The organism is Klebsiella terrigena, from assembly GCF_012029655.1.
GTDB lineage: Bacteria > Pseudomonadota > Gammaproteobacteria > Enterobacterales > Enterobacteriaceae > Klebsiella > Klebsiella terrigena.
Genome location: NZ_CP050508.1, coordinates 2513677 through 2532936, shown reverse-complemented (window position 1 = coordinate 2532936; position 19260 = coordinate 2513677). Strand labels below are relative to the sequence as shown.

At 57.1% G+C, this 19260-nt stretch carries 11 protein-coding genes and 1 pseudogene; 9 read left to right on the top strand and 3 right to left on the bottom strand.

Features of this window, described 5'->3' with window-relative positions:
- Positions 1–129: 129 nt before the first annotated feature.
- The gene (locus tag HCK03_RS11880) at positions 130–8268 is read right to left on the bottom strand and encodes an RHS repeat-associated core domain-containing protein (protein ID WP_167691626.1); all 8139 of its coding nucleotides are present in this window, start codon (positions 8266–8268) and stop codon (positions 130–132) included.
- A 609-nt stretch (positions 8269–8877) separates the two neighbouring features.
- Positions 8878–9810, bottom strand: coding sequence for an AraC family transcriptional regulator (locus HCK03_RS11875; protein WP_167691625.1), 933 nt, complete (start codon positions 9808–9810; stop codon positions 8878–8880).
- Positions 9811–9974: 164 nt separating this feature from the next.
- On the opposite strand from HCK03_RS11875, the gene HCK03_RS11870 reads away from it, so the two are divergent.
- From HCK03_RS11870 to rnt, 7 genes are all read left to right on the top strand, one after another.
- Positions 9975–10808 carry an oxidoreductase gene (locus HCK03_RS11870; protein WP_167691624.1) on the top strand — a complete coding sequence of 278 codons (834 nt, stop codon included), beginning with the start codon at positions 9975–9977 and terminating at the stop codon, positions 10806–10808.
- A gap of 251 nt (positions 10809–11059) precedes the next feature.
- Positions 11060–11908, top strand: a complete 849-nt coding sequence (locus tag HCK03_RS11865; RefSeq protein WP_407575177.1) for a ChaN family lipoprotein — start codon at positions 11060–11062, stop codon at positions 11906–11908.
- Between the two features lie 8 nt (positions 11909–11916).
- Positions 11917–12696: a TonB family protein gene (locus HCK03_RS11860; RefSeq protein ID WP_228283779.1), complete on the top strand. Its 780-nt coding sequence runs from the start codon at positions 11917–11919 to the stop codon at positions 12694–12696.
- Between the two features lie 221 nt (positions 12697–12917).
- Positions 12918–15134: a TonB-dependent receptor domain-containing protein gene (locus HCK03_RS11855; RefSeq protein WP_167691623.1), complete on the top strand. Its 2217-nt coding sequence runs from the start codon at positions 12918–12920 to the stop codon at positions 15132–15134.
- Between the two features lie 70 nt (positions 15135–15204).
- Complete coding sequence (locus tag HCK03_RS11850; RefSeq protein WP_167691622.1) at positions 15205–16380, top strand: YncE family protein; 1176 nt, start codon at positions 15205–15207, stop codon at positions 16378–16380.
- A 199-nt stretch (positions 16381–16579) separates the two neighbouring features.
- Positions 16580–16987, top strand: a complete 408-nt coding sequence (gene gloA / locus HCK03_RS11845) for a lactoylglutathione lyase (protein WP_041147656.1) — start codon at positions 16580–16582, stop codon at positions 16985–16987.
- Between the two features lie 106 nt (positions 16988–17093).
- Positions 17094–17741, top strand: a complete 648-nt coding sequence (gene rnt / locus HCK03_RS11840) for a ribonuclease T (protein WP_041145850.1) — start codon at positions 17094–17096, stop codon at positions 17739–17741.
- A 52-nt stretch (positions 17742–17793) separates the two neighbouring features.
- On the opposite strand, the gene HCK03_RS11835 is transcribed toward rnt, so the two are convergent.
- Positions 17794–18141, bottom strand: a complete 348-nt coding sequence (locus HCK03_RS11835; protein ID WP_041145851.1) for a Grx4 family monothiol glutaredoxin — start codon at positions 18139–18141, stop codon at positions 17794–17796.
- Between the two features lie 440 nt (positions 18142–18581).
- Here HCK03_RS11835 and HCK03_RS11830 point away from each other — a divergent pair.
- A pseudogene (locus HCK03_RS11830) lies at positions 18582–18791 on the top strand (SOS response-associated peptidase family protein); the annotation flags it as partial.
- Between the two features lie 162 nt (positions 18792–18953).
- On the top strand, positions 18954–19112 hold the full coding sequence (locus tag HCK03_RS26350) for a YnfU family zinc-binding protein (protein ID WP_218029263.1): 159 nt from the start codon (positions 18954–18956) through the stop codon (positions 19110–19112).
- The last annotated feature ends 148 nt before the right edge of the window (positions 19113–19260 follow it).

The following is a 19260-nucleotide window of genomic DNA, read 5'->3' as shown; positions in this document are numbered from 1 at the left end:
TTGATTCCTCATGCGTAAGGACTCTTTCCCCGATGGCAGCTCAATACCGGGGCCTCTTACTGCTCCTGCTTGTGGCGTGCACAAATCCGCGCCATAAAGGGATGCTTTGTGGCTCTTTTGTTATTGGGTTTACAGCATATCGTTGGTAATAAATCGATTGCCCATATCGCCGTCGTTAATCGCCGGGCGTTCGACGGTCGGCCCCGCATGGTCCGGCGCAAATCGGGCGTTCGGCCTGACGGAGACCAGCGCCCCGACCGCGCCGAGCGAGAAGGCAATTTCAAGGTTCACGCCATTCACTTTTTCATCATTCAGGCCGTTGGCTACCAGCGCACCGGTACCGCCGGCAGCAGCACCGGTTACCCCGGCCACGATCCACTTATCCCGCCAGGTGGGCTGAGCGCCCAGAAAGCCCTTACCCAGGTTGGTCATCAGGCTGCCGGTGACGCCGTTGACCAGGCCGATACCAAAGCTGCTGGTCAGCCCGAGGGTCACGTTATTGCCGTTGATGCCGTTTTCAACCATTTTCCCGGTCACCGCTCCCAGCGTAGAGCCTACCGCCTCGACGCCAACCCGGGTGACGAAGTTGGCGGCTTTCACCGCGTTGACGCCGCCTTTGAGAGAGCTCTGCACCACCGTTCCCACGGCATTGCCCGCGCCCTCGGCCAGAGAGCCGACGCCTGAGGTAAAGGCTCCCGACACCGCGCCTACGGCCTGGTTTTCGCCAAAGTCGGCCCAGCTCAGGGATTTATGCTGCGCAGCCGCCCCCACCTCCGCCGCCGCCGTGCTCAATCCCGCCCCGAGCAGCGCTCCAGAGAGTGGCGTGGCGATGGCGGCACCGTCGGTTACCACATCGAGCGCCACCGCCGCGACGATCTCCAGAGTCGAGATCAGCACCTGGCCAATCCAGCTGAAAATATCGCCCAGCAGAGACTCTCCCGTTGGGTCGGTGTAATCAAAGGGATCGTTGCTGGTATACAGATAAGGGCTGGCCGTTTCATTCTTCGGATCGACCGCGTAGAACGTGCCGGTCAGCGGGCTGTAGAAGCGCGCCCGATAGTTGTATAGCCCGGTCTCTTCGTCCCACTCCTGGCCGGTATAGCGGTAGCGCAGCAGGCCAGTGTTGCCGATGCTGCCGACCAGCCGCCCGAAGCTGTCGTAGGTAAACTGCGCCACGGCGAGGCCCTGGCTATCCTGCACCAGGCGCACCGATCCGAGGTGATCCTTGATGACCGCGTAGCGCTGCCCTTCACAGAAGAAGGCGACCAGGCCCTGCGGGCCGTAGACGTAATGCGTGACGTCATTTCCGACAACTTCTGACAGCGGCTGCGCGTCGAGACCGAAGAGGTAGATCCGCCGGGTTATTTGCCGATCGCCGGCGATAAGCTGCTTCATGACCCGCAGCCCTTTATTGCCGTAGGCGAACTGCAGCTGCTTGTCATCCGCGCTGAGGGATATAGACGCGACCTGGAGGCTGCCGGCAACGTAGTCGAACGTCAGGCTGCTGCGATCCGCCGTCTCTGAACGACTGACCGTTTTCACCGCGCCGCTTGCGGTATAGGTGAAATCCCAGTCGGCGCTCTCAGCACCGCTCAGGCTGGCGATTTTGTCGCTTCCCGGCACATAGCTGAGCTGCTGGGGCTGCCCGCCTGCGATGCGCGAGAGCGTATTGCCGTTGGGATCGTAGGTAACGTTGCGCAGATCCCACAGGTTCTGCTGCTGACAGAGGGCCTGAGTAACGCGGTTGAGCTCATCGTAGCTCACCGATACCGTCGTATTCAGCCCCTGAGCCGACTCGCCGCTGAAGCGGGATTCGACCTCCTGCACCTTGCCATCGTCATAGCGGCTGAGAATATTCTCTTCAAAGCCCTGATGCGCCTGGGGCTCGGTATTGGCCTGCAGCCATCCCGGCGAGTAGTAGGTAAAATCCTGCTCCTGCAGCCCGGCATTCAGGGTCCCCGAGAGCGGATTATCATCCGGCGCCCAGCGGAAAGATTGATACAGCTGCGGCGCCTGCGGCGATCCAATGGCGACCACCCGCTCCAGCTCATCATATTGATAACATACCGCAGGGAACCCGCTGCGGTCGCTTTTGGGGTAAATCACCTGCGACACCTTACCCCCGAAGGTGTAGCTGAATGAGGTTGTACTGTCATCGAGGAGCTGACCCTCCTGGGTCAGCTGCACCCGCTTGTGCTCCACCCGACCGCAGCTGTCGTAGCGCAGCGTCTCCTGGCTGACGGTGGTATTCAGCGCGTTAAAAACCCGCGTCTGTTCCACTTTACCCAGGCCGTTGATATCCCCGTTGTCGTAACCGACGTACTGAAGCGTCTTTTGGATCCGCTGCGCGGCGTCCGCCTGCGGCCACTGCGGCTGATTGGCCCTGCCCCGCAGAACGCTGGCCTGCCACGGGCCGGAATAGATCCCTTTTTCCACCAGCCGGTTCAAGCCATCGTATTTAAAGTAGACGTAATATCCCGCGCTGGCGCCTTGCGCATCCTGCATAAACCGGATGAGCCCGGCGGCGTTATAGACATAGTTCACCTCACCCATATCAGGGTGGGACAAGCGCACGCGCCGTTCGAGGCGATCGTACTGCTGCAGTTCAAAAAACGCCGCCTTCTGGCTAATGCTATCGGCAAACTGGTTGGGAAAAGCGTGTCGCGTCAGGCGGCCCTCGGCGTTGAGCGAGAGAAGATCCTTGCTGACGATCCCGCTACCGGTGCGAATAATTTCATTTTGGTTGCTATCGAGCAGCAGGCTGCTGCTGACGCCTAAGGGGCTGGTTTGTACCTGCACAAAATAGCGTTTATCCGGCAAGCCTTGCGCTGCCGCCAGGGGAATATTGCCGTTATTCCCGTAACGATACTTCAGCGTATGCCGCTGCTCCTCCGGCGTGGTTGCCATATCGGCGATCGCAAAACGCTTCCCGGGTTTCCCCACTTCCACGACCCGATCCAGCGGGGATGCCTCCAGCCGATTGCGCAAATAGGGGTACTGCAGGTCGTCTGAAACGCCGTTTTCCCCGTTGTAGTACTGGGATATCTCACCCTGCATGGCGCCGCTGCTATCCAGGTGGGTCAGGAAGTCATCAATCTGGACAAAATCCGGGTTATAGCGCATCAGAGGGCGCGACATCCCCACGGAACCAAAGCGAGCCAGGCCGTTTTTGGTGACCACAATCCGCTGGCCGCGCGCGCTGTAGATCGCCTGGCGGACAAGCGCGTTGGCCTCGAAAAGCGTTTGGTACTGGTGTGCATAGGCCGCCCCATCCTGAAACACCACGCTGAATTTAGGCTCCCGCACCAGGGCGAGGTTCTGGATCCCGAGCGCATTTTTGCCGGTGGAGATAGTCACCCTCTGGCCGACGGCCCCCCCCGGCGTGGCGCTGAATATCAGCTGGTTATTGGCATAAAACAGCAGCGCTGACGGGGAGCAAATCAGCAGACAGCTCTGCGGCACCAGGCTTTGCTCAACCACGGGCGTCAGCGGCTGGCCGGCCAGCGTCCCGCGCCAGGCCGCGGCGGTCGCTGACCACTTGAGTGACACCGCCTCCCCTACGGAAAGGGTGAAATCGTCCGCGGACTGCGGCGCGCCTCCCGCGACGCTGAACAGCTCGCAAGAAAGCGCGAACGGCTTATCCTGCTGCGGGCTGCTTAGCGAACCGCTCTGCGCCGGGTTGATATGCGATAGCTGCCCGCTGTCGACTCGCCACTCTTCGGGACTTCCCGAGAGCTGCCAGGTACGCCGCCACGTTTCCCCTTCGCTAAAGGTGGTCATCTCCCCCCCGCCCAGCGCGCTGATGGTTAGAGATTGATTCGGTTCACCCGGTGCAAACGCCGCGTGCGCCTGACGAGACAAGAAGGTGTAGGTCAGCGTGCTGACGGCGTTCAGATAGTCATCGCTGGTGCCCGCAGAGCGGTTATAGCGATCGTAATAGTAGCGCCGCATCATGGTGCCGGCCCCCAGCTGATTCGCACGCAGCCGGTACTTCACGCTATACGCCGTTGCCGCAAAGCGGCTTTGTGCAGGAACAAACCGCACGTTGTCGAGCAGCACGGCCTGCGCCGTCGCGTTTATGGCCTCCAGCACCACCTGCAGCACGCCCGACTGCGCGTACGCCGCGAGATCGAGCCGCAGATAGCCGTAGCGCCACTCCCCCTGCGTGGCGGCAAAATCGAAGGAGAAGCTGGCAACGGTTTCGCCGCCCGACGCCCGCAGTACCGCCTGCCACCCGGCCTGCGCCGCCGGGGAAAAACCGTCCGCCGTGCAGTACCAGAACCCCAGCACGTAGGTCCGGTCCTGACGCTGCGGGCAGAGCACGCCGCGCAGGCTGCCTCCGGAAATCAGTCGCAGGCTGGCATTGCCGGTGTAACAGTCGCCAGAGACTATCCCCGCGCCGCCGGCTGGCTGCCAGCACTGCGGATCCTCGTAGCGTTCAAATCCGTAGTAGCTGCACTCCTGCTGTGCGCTGCTCGCATTTTGTATCCTCGCGACCTGATACTGCTGTCGCGCGTCGTACAGCGCCGTCTCGGTATTTCCCGACACGTCCTCCGTTTCCAGCACCAGCCCGGCGGCGCTGCGCACCCCCACCCGGGATTGGCACAGCCAGCCGGTAAACTGCGAAAAATCGTAAGGCGGCGCCCGATCGCCGCGCCAGGCGCTAAAGTTAAAGTCGGGCGGTTCCTCGCCGCCAAGCCAGCGATAGTGCGCCGCAACGGCCATCACCGCGAGCCGCACTCCGTCCGCAATCTGCGGTCCGGCGGAGGGCTGCCAGGTGGTGGCCACCACCGATTCAATAATGGCCTCGGCGTCGCCGAGGCGGGTGCTCTTTTGCGTTTGAACGACGGCGGACAGCACGTTGGCATAGAACAGCTCGGGGTAAGCCTGACAGCCCAGCCGCATCGTCTGGATTCGGGTCTCTTTAACACCCTCGACGTTGTAGGACTCGGACTGCTGCTCAACGGCCTCTCCGGTAGCCATATCGTAGCGGCTCTCTTTGCGGGTGCTGACGCCATCCAGGGTCTGTTGCTTCGCTTTCGCCAGAACAAAGGCGCCGTTTATCGGGCTCTCCTGCGTCGATTGCGGCGTCAGTAAAATGGCATTTTGCGCCTGCCATTCCGTTTGCTCGCTGCTGACAACCTGCCCCCCGGCATCAATGCCGATTTTCTCAATCAGCAGTCCGTCGAGTACCGCCGGTGAGCGGGGATTCTCTCCCGGTAGATTCTGCGCAATCCCGTTAAAGTAGCGGTAGGTTTCATAGCCGCAGGTCTGTTTATCTTCAACCCACGAGCTGACCTGATAGAATTTTGCCACCGTGCCGGAGCTATCAACGCTGGCCGAGGCGGCGTCAAAATCATAGTACGTGGTGACGGTATCCATGCCGCGCTGGATCTCCACCTTATAAACCGCGCGGGCGCTAAGATTTTCCGACAGAGATTTGCGCAAATAGCGGTGCAGAAACAGGCTGCTTGCCTGGCTGAAGGCCGCGTTCATCGGCGAGTAGGTGACAAAGCTGTCCGGGCCAGAAGGGGCCTGTCCGTTCCTGTTCTGCATCTGCCCCTGGGCATCGATTAGCTGATAGAAATTGCTGTTGAGAATGCCCGCATTCTGCACCGTCCCGTTGCTTAGCTGGTAAACCTGGGTATTCTGCGCTACCTCTTCGTTTTGGCGCAGCCAGACCATAAAACCCGGGGCCTGATTGATAAGCGAGGTGATGCTGGCATTCGCCGGCAGCAGCGGCTGGAGCGGCATTTGCAGCGGCGCGACCCAGTCGGTGGAGGCGCCCCGATAGTACAGGCCGGTGTTAAACGACACGAAATCATTGCTCACCGTCGGGTAGTAGTGGCTCAGACGAGGCTGGGCGGGCTGGGCGTCATACAGTGAGATCGGCGCGGTGAGCCACTGCGAAGAGGTCGTATTGGGATCAAAAACCTGCGCCATGCCGACGATACGGTCAGGCGTATTCTCGCACTTGAGCACCAGGTCATTACCAATGGCAAACCAGTAGAGGCTCTGGTCATCCGGCACCGTACGTATTTGCAGCTCGCTATTTTCTAACCAGTCAACGCCGGTATAACGCAGTAAATTCGGGCCGCTGGCAATCAATCCGCTCGGGGTCACCTGGGCAACCCAGGCGACATTTTTCACCGCGGTACTGGCGCAAAGCTGGCGATACTGACGCGTGGTGACCGGATTAAAGCGCTCGTGCTCATCCCAGGTGAACAGGGAGAGAGCATAGTCGAAGGAGGTTTCCGCCTGATGGGTTACATAGCTTGCCGCACAGACCCACGGGGCGCAGGACAAGGCGAAATTGGCCGCCAAAAGCGTGCCGGCGATGCTGATCTGATGCTCGGGCTGGCTGTCCTGCAGCCGCCACTGGTTATCCTCAGACAGGCAATGCAGATCGATATGATTATTTTTACTGCCCGGCGCCCCCGTAATGTCGTATTTGAGGACAAACAGAATATTCCCGCTGGCCGCCAGCCAGTATCGGCCCTGCCCTGGGATAACCCCCTTGCCGTCGTAAATAACCGCGTTCTGCCAACGGCGCGCCAGATTGTCCCACGTAAAACGGGTAACGATATTGCTGTGATAGTCATTGAGCACAAAGAATCGGCTGCCCGCGGTGACCTCAAGGAACATCGTCGGCAGCACCACCGGGTTTGCGTCATACTCCAGCCAGTTGCCGAGGATCCGGTTGTCGCGATGGTAGGCGTAAACGGCCGATGAGAGGCCGTTACCGCGCGGCCATGAGAGGGTAAAAAAGTCGTTTTGGCTATGAACCTGCAGCTGTTCAAGATTCAGGGTATCGCCAAAGGCTGGAACCGCAGGCCGCCAGGCGATCCAGCGCCCGCACCAGGTGTATACCGTAACGGATATCTGGCCGCTCTGGTCATTGCCGTTATACCAGACCAGCACCGCGTAATCCTGGCCAAACCAGATGCGCGGTTCGCTGCCCGGCACCGGCGAGTCAACGCGCAAGGTCCTGGCATTCTCCGGAAAATCCTGTTTTTCATAGAAATAGCAGACCGTGGCACCTTCCGGATAAACGTGGGTCCTGAGCGCGCCCGGGTTCGGATCGCTGGCCGAACAGTAATCAAAGGTCTCTGCGGGTAATGCCGCGCCGTTGGCCTGTTCGACGACCACCGAGGTTAACAGCCGCTTGCAGGCATTACCTCGCAGCAGCGGAGAGGCGTTCTCAGGCAGCGTCAGAAAGGTATCAAGCCGGTAGCCGAGGCGCACGGTATATAATAAATCCGCATCCTCATTAACAACCTCAATATAATTCAGATATTTGCTTTCATATTTCGACTGAAAGGCATCAGGAACATTATTCGGAATGGATTTATTAGCATCCATATATTCACGACGACCGTTGGCGCTTTCCGGTTCGAATATTTTATCGGCATAGCTCAGTCGCACTTCCCTTGAAAAACAATCGACAATTCGACTTAAATAAATGGCTTTGGTATAGCTCAGGCCATCGGCACCCACCGACTGGCGAGTTTGCTGGTAGTAGTAATTATTTTTTTGCCCCCAGCTATTGCTTGAGCTGGTCAAATACCAGGATATCGGATATTGCTGCTGCGTGCGTCGTTGGTTGTGATGGGTAACAATACTCGAGCCGTGCCAGTTCCCCCACTTAACCGCCCACTCAATGCTTTGCGCCATATTATTTTTTTCATCGTTTTGCTGGCTCACTCCGCCGCCAAAGCTACTGGTTATTCCCTGTTTATCAACAATACTCCAGCGTTCATAGCGCGGGTAGTAACTAATACGGCTATAGGTAAAGCTTTGTAATTCGTAATGATAACCCCCGTCATAAATAATCAACCTGCTTTGTGTGGCGCTAATATTTAGTTCCAGTTCGTTAAGCGGGTCGCTGATTGTCCACTGTTCCGCCCCCTCGACCGCTACGATAAGCGCCTCAGCCGAAACCGCGAGCCCCTGCTGCGCCAGCGCGGAAATCAGCTGCGGCGACGGGGCGCGCTCGTCCATCTCGGCGCGATAGCTGATGGGAAGCTCCCCGCGCTGCCAGGGGTTGAGGCTGCGATATAGCCGATTGCTGACGCCATCGCGAACGTAATACAGAATCACATCGCTCCAGCTAGCTGAGCCGGAGTATTCGGCGTGAATACGTTCCAGAGGAAGCGTCCAGCCCATGCCTAATATTCCCGTCGGCGCATCGAGATTCCAGTTGCTGGCAATCATCCCAACGTTGCTGCCGTACTGCGCCGCAATTTTAACAGACAGCCCGTTATTCATGTCTAAATTAACCAAAGGAACAAACAGCTCCACCTCTCCGCGAAATAAATTAACATTGGGTTGAACTTTATCTGATTGCGACGCCGTTAATTGCTGAGATTGTATTTCAGGCACTTCAAAAATATCAGGATCCTTTGGAGAAGGCATATAACCCTCCAGCTCATCAGGTAATGGAAATACAAAGATAGCGTTGATTAAAACAAAATCAAGACGGGTTCCAGAAACGTCTTTTCTGCGGCAGGCCGCAGAATCAACATCAGCGGAAGGCAGGCGCGGAGGTGTTTTGCAGCACAGCTACTCTGCGATAAATTCGTTTCCCAGGATTTTATCGCAAAATTCTCTACAAATGAATTAAATTGTATCTTAGAAGATCTTTAATTTAATATGAAAAATAATTCAGAACGGGAGAATTAGTTTCTTTGGAACGTAATTAATAATGCATCGTACATACATATTTAATAAAGCGTGATGGGCAAAGAGTTGTAATATAATCAAGCGCTAATTTGTTTATTATCCGCCGCGCCCGGCGGAGATTAAAAACGAATAGTGCGGGCCGATGATAAAGCGTATGCGGGGCGTTGGGCCGCTGAATGTTCCCCAGCGGCCGGCTCAATGCGATGAGACAAACGCGGAGGGTGTAACCGGGGCGGGCAGGGAAAAATTGCGCTTCATGCGCTCAACTTCACGCACCGGCGTCAGGCCAAAAAGCCGCTTAAACTCGCGGCTGAACTGAGAAATGCTCTCATAGCCGACCCGCACGCCGGCGGCGGAGGCGGTAAGGTTGCCGCGCAGCATCAGCAGCCGGGCCTGATGCAGGCGCGTTGATTTGAGGTACTGCATCGGCGAGGTGTTGGTTACCGCCTTGAAGTGGCTGTGAAAGGTCGGAACGCTCATCCCGACCTCTTTTGCCAGGGCGCTAACGTCAAGGCTCTCAGCGTATTGCGCATGGATTTTTCGGATCGCTTTCGCCACCTTGCCAAACTGGCCCTGCATCCCCAGGGCGCTGCGCAGCGCCGGTCCCTGCTCGCCGGTAAGTACCCGGTAATAGATCTCCCGCAGCATCGACGGTCCGAGCATTTCCGCATCCAGCGGCGAAGACATAATCTGCAGAAAGCGTAACACCGAGCCGCCGACCTGCTCATCCATCAGGCTCGACATCATGCTTCGCGGCGCGCCGACGACGGGGGCGCCGCGACCGTCAAGCGCCAGCAGCAGATCTGCCGCTAAGGTGAAGTCCAGGCGAATGTAAATGGCCAGCATCGGTTCGGCTGCGCTGGCATCGGTCTCCATGGTAAATGGCACCGGTACGGAGACCATCAGATAATGCCGGGCATCATACAAATAGACATCATTGCCAAGAAACCCCTGCTTTCTCCCCTGCACCACAATAACGATCCCCGGTTCGTATAAAACCGGCGTGCGCTGCAGCGGTCGGTTCGATCGCAAAAAGCGGACGTCGGGCAGCGCGGTAAGGTTGTAGCCCTCCTGCGGGGTCAGGCGGTCCAGCAGCATCACCATTTGCCGGTCATCGGTCGTTGTCATAAAGCCTGCGTTAAAGAAGCGGGAACCTGCGCGAAGTGTGCCACCCCCAGCCCGTCGCGTCCAGACGGCTCATAGGAACAGGCAAAGACCAAAGAGGATCGGGGCTACGCCATACCGCCGTTCGGCCCTATTCTGCCTGCTCAACTTAACGAAGGAGAGTGGATATGCAATCAGCAAAACTATTTTTCATCACCGGCGTCAGCAGCGGATTTGGCCGGGCGCTGGCCGAAGAGGCGCTCAGCGCCGGACATCGGGTGGTCGGAACGCTACGAAACGAGAGCGACCGGGCGCAGTTTGAGGCCCTGTCGCCGGGTCAGTGCTTTGGCAGAGTGCTGGATGTCACCGATTTTGCCGCCATCCCGCCGCTTGTTGATGCCGTAGAGCGGGAAATAGGCGCGGTTGACGTGCTGGTCAATAACGCCGGCTACGGTCATGAGGGGATCATGGAAGAGTCGCCGCTCCAGGAGCTTGTGGCGCAATTCAACGTCAACGTATTTGGCGCGGTGGCGATGATTAAAGCTTTTGTACCCTGGTTCCGCGCGCGCCGCGCCGGTCACATTCTGAATATCACCTCAATGGGCGGATTCATCACCCTGCCCGGCATCAGCTACTACTGCGGGAGTAAGTTCGCCCTGCAGGGTATTTCCGAAACCTTAACCAAAGAGCTTAAGCCCTTTAATATCGCGGTGACGGCGGTTCAGCCGGGATCGTTTCGCACCGACTGGGCCGGACGCTCAATGGTGCGCTCAGCCCGTAGCATAGACGATTACGACCTCAGCTTCGGCCCCATTCGCGAAACGCGGATGCAGCGCAGCGGCCACCAGCCGGGCGATCCGCACAGAGCGGCGCGGGCGATGCTGGCGCTGATTCACCATCCGGCCCCTCCTGCGTCGCTGCTGTTGGGGAGTGACGCGGTGACCCTGGTGAAAGAGAAGCTTCAGCAGATGAGTGCCGGGATCGATGCCTGGGAGGAGATCAGCCGCTCCACGGATGGCTAAAATACGCCGGGGTTCCGTCCAGGGAAGGACGCAAACCCGACCGCCGTTGGACGCTCCCCGCCTCCAGCCCCTCCGTGCAACACCCCTGCCGCGTGGCCCGACGTTTCGGTTAAACCCACACTACAAGTGATAATGCGAATGATCTTGATAATCATTATCATTGTTATATATAATTCTGCAAAAATACTCAACATAGAAATAAACGCCACCAATAAAACAGAAAACGGATATTTATGTTTAATATGGAATGCTTGTTAAAATCTCTGGTTGTTAGCGGCACGCTGGCCCTGACGGCATGCCACGGGGCATCCTCGACGACGCCAGCCCCGGCTACCGCCCCGGTTCAGGCCTGCGCCTGTATTGTGGATACAGCCTCCGGCAGCACCCTGACGCCGGCACAGCTTATCGCCAGGATACGCAGCGCCCCGATAGTCATCGTCGGCGAAGAGCACACCAACGTTCGCCATCATCAGATTGAGCAGTGGCTGCTAAAAAATCTGGCGCAATCCCGCCCTCAGGGCAGCGTACTGCTGGAGATGATCGATATCAGCCAGCAGGAGGCGGTCAACAGGGTCAAGCAGGCCAGCGCGGCCGGAGCGCCGGTCAGCGCCACCCGCGCGGCGGAAACGATGCGCTGGAACAGCGGCTGGCCGTGGGATCTCTATCGTGACCTGGTGATGACGGCCCTCGAGGGCCCCTGGCCGCTGATGGCCGCCAACATTAGCCGCCAGCAGGTCAACGAGCTCTATCAGCGCCCCGCATTCCCGAGCGGAGAGCGCTCTTCTCGCCCGCAGGTGCATGAAGCCCTGTCGGCTATCATCTTCCTGATGCACGACGGTCAAATCAGCGGCGAGCAGGTCATCGCGATGATGGCCATTCAGCAGAATCGCGATCGCTTTATGGCCAAACAGCTCATCCAGGCGCCGCGCCCGGCGCTGCTGATTGCCGGCGGCTACCATGCCGCCAAAGATGTCGGCGTGCCCCTGCATCTCGCCGATTTAGGCGCGGAGAAGCCGCTGGTGGTGATGCTCACCACCGACGGCACCAGCCTGACGGCCAAACAGGCTGACTATATCTGGCCCGTGCCGGCGGCAAAATGAAGAGCGCGATGAATACGCCCCCGATCTTCACGCGCGCGCCGTGGCTCAAGGGCGCCGCAGGCAGCGTGCTGCTCCACGCGGCGCTGGTGCTGCCGTTTATTCTCCATTTTTCCCTCAGGCAGCCCGAGTCGACGCCCGCCGCGGTGATGATTGAATACGCGCCCGAGATGGAGGTCTCCTTCATTCGCCCCGAGCTGCCGCCGGGCGTCAGCCAGCAGCGCAGGGTAGACGCCATGACCGAACGCGAGGTACTGCGTAACAAATCGCTGCCGAAGCTTCGCGTGCAGGATGACGCAGAGCTTAAGCTGGCGGCGGCAGCCCCGGAAAAAGAGCGCAAAAAGAGAACCGAAACGAAGAAGAAATCGGCCCAGGAGCGTAAAGAAGAGAAGGGAAACTCGACCACCACCAGCCTGGCCGCCCCGCCGGTACAATCCGCGCGGACGCAGCGCAGTGCGGCGCCGCTGGACACCGACGCCGCCAGCGTCAGCCAGAGTAAAATCAGCTGGGAATCGCTGGTGAAGGGCAAAATCAACAAAATGCGCAACTACCCCGACGACGCCAGGCGGCGCAAACGCACCGGGACGGCCGTTATCGCCTTCAGCGTCGATGAGCGCGGTGAAATACTCAGCACCCGGCTGGTCACCTCATCCGGCACGTTGTCGCTGGATCGGGCGGCGCTTATTGCGCTTGAAAGCGCCCGACCGCTGCCGCCGCCGCCAAAAGAGATGCTCAGAAACGGCGTCCAGAAGGTCACCCTGCCGGTGGAGTTTGGGCTATTAAAAATATAACCCTGGGCATTACCGGTATTAACCGCCGGCCGATTAATAAATTTAAATAGCGTCATTTAACTGATTCATTTCTGCATCACCGACCGCGGCAGGGAAATTAACCCTGCCGGTGGCGGAGCTTTTATTTTTTATGCGCAATTTATCGCGGCGCGGTCGTTTGGCTGCGGCGGGTAATGTTGCTCATTTGCTGCGTTGATAAAATACAAAAACAGGATTTGATTATGGAAAAATCGCAAATCGCCAAAGGGATTATGGCCGGGCTTATTATTGTCCACGGCCATAGCTTTGCGGCAGAAACCGAGGGAGAGTCGGTCTTCTCTCCCCTCACGATTACCGATAACCCGCTGGCCGAGAAAAATCAGGTCGGCTCCTCTGAGGAGAGCTACGCCCGCCCCGGGGCCTACAGTTCGCGTACGCTAAATAAGAACTTGCAGGGCCTGGATGCCTCACTGCGCAGTATGGCGGGGACCTATACGCAAATCGATCCGCTGCAGGGTTCGATCAGCGTCAATATTCGCGGCATGAACGGGCTGGGCCGGGTGAATACGATGGTCGATGGCGTGACCCAGACCTACTTTGGCATGGCGCCCGCCAACTATCACGGCGGCGCCAACACCGCCGCCGGCGTTCCGCTCGACCCGAACTTTCTTGCCGAAGTCGACGTGACGCGCGGCAGCAGCGCCGGTTCTCAGGGCGTTAACGCCCTCGCAGGCAGCGCCAATATGCGCACCATCGGCATCGATGACGTGCTGCGCGAGGGGCGCCAGACGGGGGTTCTTTCCCGTTTCTCGGTGGGCGATAACGGCCTTGGCCGCACCGGCATGGTGGCGGTTGCCGGCAAGACCGATATCTTCGAAAACGGCGGCGCCCTCGGCGCGCTGGTCGGCATCAGCGGAAGCCGAACCTATGCGACCTATAAAAACGGCGGCGGGCGCAGCAGCGAAGATTTCATCGGCGAAGATAATAAATATTTGCGCCAGGAACCACGCTCCCAGCTTTATAAGCTGAACTTTAACCCGGACCAGTTCAATAAAATTGAGTTTTCCGGCCGTAATTACAGCAACAGTTTTACCCGTCGCGACATCACCAGCGACGATTACGCCCTGCGCTATAATTACGCCCCGCTGAACGAGCTGGTGGAATTAAACCTGCTGGCCAGCACCAGCCGTGGAAATCAGGCGTACAAACCGGAATCGCTGTATAACTTCAACAGTTCGTCCACCACCAATAAATCCAACGCTATCGATATTAGCAACATCAGTCGATTTAAAATAAGTGAGGATCTGTTTACCGTATTCCAGGTTGGCGGGAAATTAATGGATACCCGCTATACCCGGCGCTTTGTGCAGAATACTGAGACCGATCACAACGCCTTTGCTCCCGCCGGCAAGCAAAAGATCTCGGCCCTGTACAGCAGCCTGACGCTGAACAAGGATATTTATCAGCTGGATCTCAATCTTAACTATACCCGCAGCCAGGTGACAGGCTTCAAGCCCGCCTGCGCGGACAATGAAAAGTGTTTCCCGCAGGGCGAGAGCCATCTCAATCTTGATGATAACAGCCTCAATCCTTCGGCGACGTTTTCGGCCCAGGTCACCCCGTGGCTGCAGCCCTTCGTCAGCTGGAGCCGCTCCTCCCGCGCGCCAAACGTCCAGGAGGTCTTCTTCGCTAACGAGGGCGGCGCATCGATGAACCCGTTCCTCAAGCCGGAAAAAGCCCAGACCTGGGAGGCCGGCTTTAATATCAATAAGCAGGGCCTGCTGTACGAGCAGGACAGCTTTCATCTAAAGGCGCTGGCCTACCGCACGCGGATTAAGGATTACATTACCAGCGAATCCTTCCTGCTGTGCAACAACGGTCAGCTCTGCAAGGATTTCGACAACTCTTTGGGCGACTTTAACGCCAACGTCTATGTCAACAGCACCTCAGAGGTCACCAGCAAAGGTTACGAAATTGAGGCCGGATATGATATCGGCTTCGCCTACGCGAACCTCTCCTGGAGCAAGCAGCACACCGATCAGCCCACCTCGATCGCCAGCACGGTTTATAGCTTTGCCTACAGCGACCTCAGCGACCTGCCCGAAAGCTACGCCACGCTCGACGTCGGCGGCCGCCTCTTCGATCGCCGGTTAACCGTCGGCAGCCTGGTCAAATTTACCGGTAAAACCAAACGCCTGAGTACCGAGGGCATCAGCGACAGCAATACCGTACCGAAAGAGGACATGCCGAATATCCCAACCGTTATCGACCTCTACAGCAGCTGGCAGGCGACCGACAACGTCCAGCTGCGCCTCAGCGTGCAGAACGTCACCAACCGCGATTACGCCGAAGCGCTGAACCGCATGAACCAGAGCCTCGATAACGCCCGGGAGGGAGCGTCGGTGAATACCACCGCCCGCGGGCGAACCTGGATCTTCGGCGGGGAGATCCAGTTCTGAGTTAAAACCCGGTGCCGGATAAAGCCCTGGTTTTGTCCCGCGCCCCCACTGTTCATATCAGGAATAAAAAATGAATCGCTCCAACTTAAGCACACGACTGGGATGCCTGCTTATTGCGGCCCTCCTGCCCGCCTCGGCGTTAGCCATCGATCCGCCGGCGCGCGAGACTTCACGCTTCGCCCAGAAAACCAATTATCTCGAGCAGGCGGATGAAGGGATTTACGAACTGGCTTTCGATAACGCCCATCAGTACGTCTTTGCGGCGGTGACCGATCGCGTGAACCGCGAGGCGAACAGAGGCTATCTATACGCCTTTAACCCGACGTCATTGAAAATTGAACATCGCTACGAGATGCCGTACCGGGCGTTTTCTCTGGCGATGAATCAGCCGCAGCATCGGCTCTATATCGGCCACACCCAGTCGGCCTCGCTGCGGATAAGCCTGCTGGATACCGCCACCGGGAAGCTGACAAAAACCAGCGACAGGCTCAGCTTTAAAACGCCTAACGCCGCCGATTCTCGCTTCGAGCATCTGCGCCATATGGTCTACAGCCAGGATGCCGATACCCTGTTCGTCAGCTACAGCAATATGCTGAAAACGGCGCAGGGTACGCAGCCGCTGCACAGGCTGCTGATGCTCGACGGCACCACGCTGGCGCTCAAAGGCGAGATCAAAGAGGCTTATAAAGGCACGGCCTATGGGCTGACGCTCGATGAAAAAACGCAGAAGATCTACGTTGGCGGCCGGGATTACATCAACGAGATCGACGCGAAAAAGCAGCAGGTGCTGCGCACCATTGCCCTCAAGAACACGCAGCCGCGGCTTCCCAGCGCGCAGAATCTGGCGGTACACGCCGACTCCGCCAGGGTCTTTGTCGTCGCCTTCGACCATGACGACCGCAGCGGCCCCCGTGACGGGCTCTATATTTTCGACCTGCGCGACGGCAGGCAGCTGGGCTACGTGCGTACCGGCGCCGGGGCCAACGCGGTAAGGTACAACCCGAAATATAACGAGCTCTACGTCACCAATTTCACCAGCGGCACCCTCAGCGTTGTCGATGCCACAACCTATGCCGTAACCCGTGAATTCCGCACGCCGGTCTATCCAAACCAGATGGTGCTATCGGCAGACGGGGATACTCTGTTCGTCGGTATAAAGGAAGGATTCAACCGCGACTGGGATCCTGACGTATTTGTCGAAGGGGCGAAGGAACGCATCCTGCGCATCGATTTGCGCAAATCGTAGCCGACCGGCGCGCGCTCAGGGCCCGGCGGCCATTCGTTTTTAGCGCATGATGCCTCTTATCGGACGGGCGGCCTGAAAAGGCCGCCTTTTTACGTTATAGTGCTCCGGTGCCGGAAACGCCTTGTCCGTTTCTGATGCCATTCTGGCCATTTTCAAATACGACGGCCAACAGGCTGTTGTAAAACAGGAGTATACAAACATGCGCTTACTTCACACCATGCTGCGCGTTGGCGATCTGCAGCGTTCTATCGAGTTTTATACCAACGTGCTCGGCATGAAGCTGCTGCGTACCAGCGAAAACACCGAATATAAATATTCGCTGGCCTTCGTTGGCTACGGCGAGGAGAGCGATACGGCGGTTATCGAGCTGACCTACAACTGGGGCGTGGACAAATACGATCTCGGCAGCGCCTACGGCCATATCGCCCTGAGCGTGGATAATGCGGCAGAAGCCTGCGAACGTATTCGCCAGAACGGCGGCAACGTCACCCGCGAAGCCGGCCCGGTTAAAGGCGGCACCACGGTTATCGCCTTCGTTGAAGATCCGGACGGTTACAAAATCGAGCTGATCGAAGAGAAAGACGCCGGAAAAGGCCTCGGCCACTAACGGTTTCGGGCGCCGATCGGCGCCCGCTGTTTTATCCCCTGACTGCTGCAAGGCACGGCAAAATTTGCCATAATGCGCGCTACTTTTTTCCAGTAAAGAGAATCTGATGTCCGAGAACGTTCAACTTAATGGTCTGTGCGACCGTTTTCGCGGTTTTTATCCTGTGGTTATCGATGTCGAAACCGCCGGGTTCAATGCCAAAACCGACGCCCTGCTTGAGATCGCTGCCATTACCTTGAAAATGGATGAGCAAGGTTGGTTGATGCCGGACGAAACGCTGCATTTTCATGTTGAACCTTTCGAGGGTGCAAACCTGCAGCCCGAAGCGCTGGCATTTAACGGCATCAACCCTAACGACCCTGAACGCGGCGCGGTGAGCGAGTACGACGCGCTGCACGCTATTTTCAAAATGGTCCGCAAAGGGATGAAGGACAGCGATTGTAATCGCGCCATCATGGTGGCGCACAACGCCACGTTCGATCTCAGCTTTACCATGGCTGCCGCCGAGCGCGCCGGGCTAAAACGCAATCCGTTCCACCCTTTCGTCACCTTTGATACCGCCGCACTGAGCGGACTGGCGCTCGGTCAAACCGTGCTGTCCAAAGCCTGCCTCGCCGCCGGTATGGAGTTTGATGGTACCAAGGCGCACTCTGCGCTGTACGATACCGACCAGACTGCCCAGCTGTTCTGCGAGATAGTTAACCGCTGGAAGCGCCTTGGCGGATGGCCGCTGCCGCTGCCTGAAGCGGAATAAGAGACAAAAAAAAGCGACTTCATCGGAAGTCGCTTTTTTACGGGTAGCAAAATTATTCTGCTTTCGGCTCGTCAGTTTTATACTTCGCCGCCGTTTCTTTGATCAGCTGCTGTAGTTCACCGCGCTGATACATTTCAATCACGATGTCGCAACCGCCAACCAGCTCGCCATCAACCCACAGCTGCGGGAAGGTCGGCCAGTTTGCATACTTCGGCAGCTCCGCGCGGATGTCCGGGTTCTGCAGGATATCTACGTAGGCAAAGCGTTCGCCGCACGCGGAGAGCGCCTGCACGGTCTGAGCGGAAAAGCCGCAGCTTGGCAGTTTTGGCGATCCTTTCATGTACAGCAGGATCGGGTTTTCAGCGATTTGACGTTCGATTTTTTCTACGGTAGTGCTCATTGTCATGCTTCCTTAACTTCTATACGGCAGTAATTTGTCATTGTAGCGTCCTGAACGCAGGACAGATAATAACATTTTTTTCACTCTCTATATTTTATCTTCTGTGCCCAGAAGTTGCCTTATAAATGTGACTTTATCAGCTGGCGCGCCGCCGTGCTGCGCACTTTCTGTACAAGTCGGTCAATGTCTGCCATATTTTTTTGCAATTGTTAATCAAACGACACTTTAGATACAAAAGTGAAAACAAAACACATAATACGCATATAAATCATAATGTTATAATAATAATAGATTAAAAAATACACTGCAGTTCACCACATTGCACCACAAATCCAGTCACTATTTATCAATAACTTAAGACCCTTTTGTGACCTGCCTACAGCAGCATTTTCCCTGCCGTGCCTCTTAGTTACGCCACAAAGCCATCAGTATCAAATCGGATAGTGACTACAACCGCCGACCAAGAGCTGATCGATATTCACGACCGCGGGCCGCTCGTACTGGTTCCAGAAGCCGCTCGTGAATGGATGAGACAGGATATTGGAGGTAAGGAAGCCGGGGAGATTGCCGCCGATGGAATTGTGTCTGCAAAACATTTCATCTGGCATACGGTATCGCGCACAGTTAGTAATATGAAAGACCAAAGCTGATTACCTAGCCTTAGATAAGAACCATAAAAAAAAACTTAAAAACAATGTGTTAAACAATCATTCATGACATAACAAATATAAATAGCAAGCGCCAACATTAAAAAGATTAAATTTTAGCCAGACATGGTAGACTAAAAAACATTCATTGAAAGGTTAATCATCATGTCATTTCTCGATTACGCAATGAAGCTCATCGGTGGAACGTCCACCGCCACCTGCCCCATCTGCGGCTTAAAATCCCCCCAGCCTGCATCAAAGATTCGGTTAAAGCAGGCAATGCTATGCCCGGGATGTAAGGCCCTTTTTGTCTCGCCACGCTAACCCCTTACGCCGGCTCACGTACAAATCGGTGTTCTATACTGAAATAAAGACCGGCAGCTGTTAAATCCCTGATGCCTTACGCCCATCCTGAGAGAACGTTTCTGAACTGATTTCGCAACTGCTCCTGCGCGTTAATGTCGCATCAGAG

Bases quoted from the DNA above. Each gene is read 5' to 3' on its own strand.
- HCK03_RS11880 (WP_167691626.1), bottom strand. From the start codon at position 8,268: ATGAATAACGGGCTGTCTGTTAAAATTGCGGCGCAGTACGGCAGCAAC.
- HCK03_RS11875 (WP_167691625.1), bottom strand. From the start codon at position 9,810: ATGACAACGACCGATGACCGGCAAATGGTGATGCTGCTGGACCGCCTG.
- HCK03_RS11870 (WP_167691624.1), top strand. From the start codon at position 9,975: ATGCAATCAGCAAAACTATTTTTCATCACCGGCGTCAGCAGCGGATTT.
- HCK03_RS11860 (WP_228283779.1), top strand. From the start codon at position 11,917: ATGAATACGCCCCCGATCTTCACGCGCGCGCCGTGGCTCAAGGGCGCC.
- HCK03_RS11855 (WP_167691623.1), top strand. From the start codon at position 12,918: ATGGAAAAATCGCAAATCGCCAAAGGGATTATGGCCGGGCTTATTATT.
- HCK03_RS11850 (WP_167691622.1), top strand. From the start codon at position 15,205: ATGAATCGCTCCAACTTAAGCACACGACTGGGATGCCTGCTTATTGCG.
- gloA (WP_041147656.1), top strand. From the start codon at position 16,580: ATGCGCTTACTTCACACCATGCTGCGCGTTGGCGATCTGCAGCGTTCT.
- rnt (WP_041145850.1), top strand. From the start codon at position 17,094: ATGTCCGAGAACGTTCAACTTAATGGTCTGTGCGACCGTTTTCGCGGT.
- HCK03_RS11835 (WP_041145851.1), bottom strand. From the start codon at position 18,141: ATGAGCACTACCGTAGAAAAAATCGAACGTCAAATCGCTGAAAACCCG.
- HCK03_RS26350 (WP_218029263.1), top strand. From the start codon at position 18,954: ATGTCATTTCTCGATTACGCAATGAAGCTCATCGGTGGAACGTCCACC.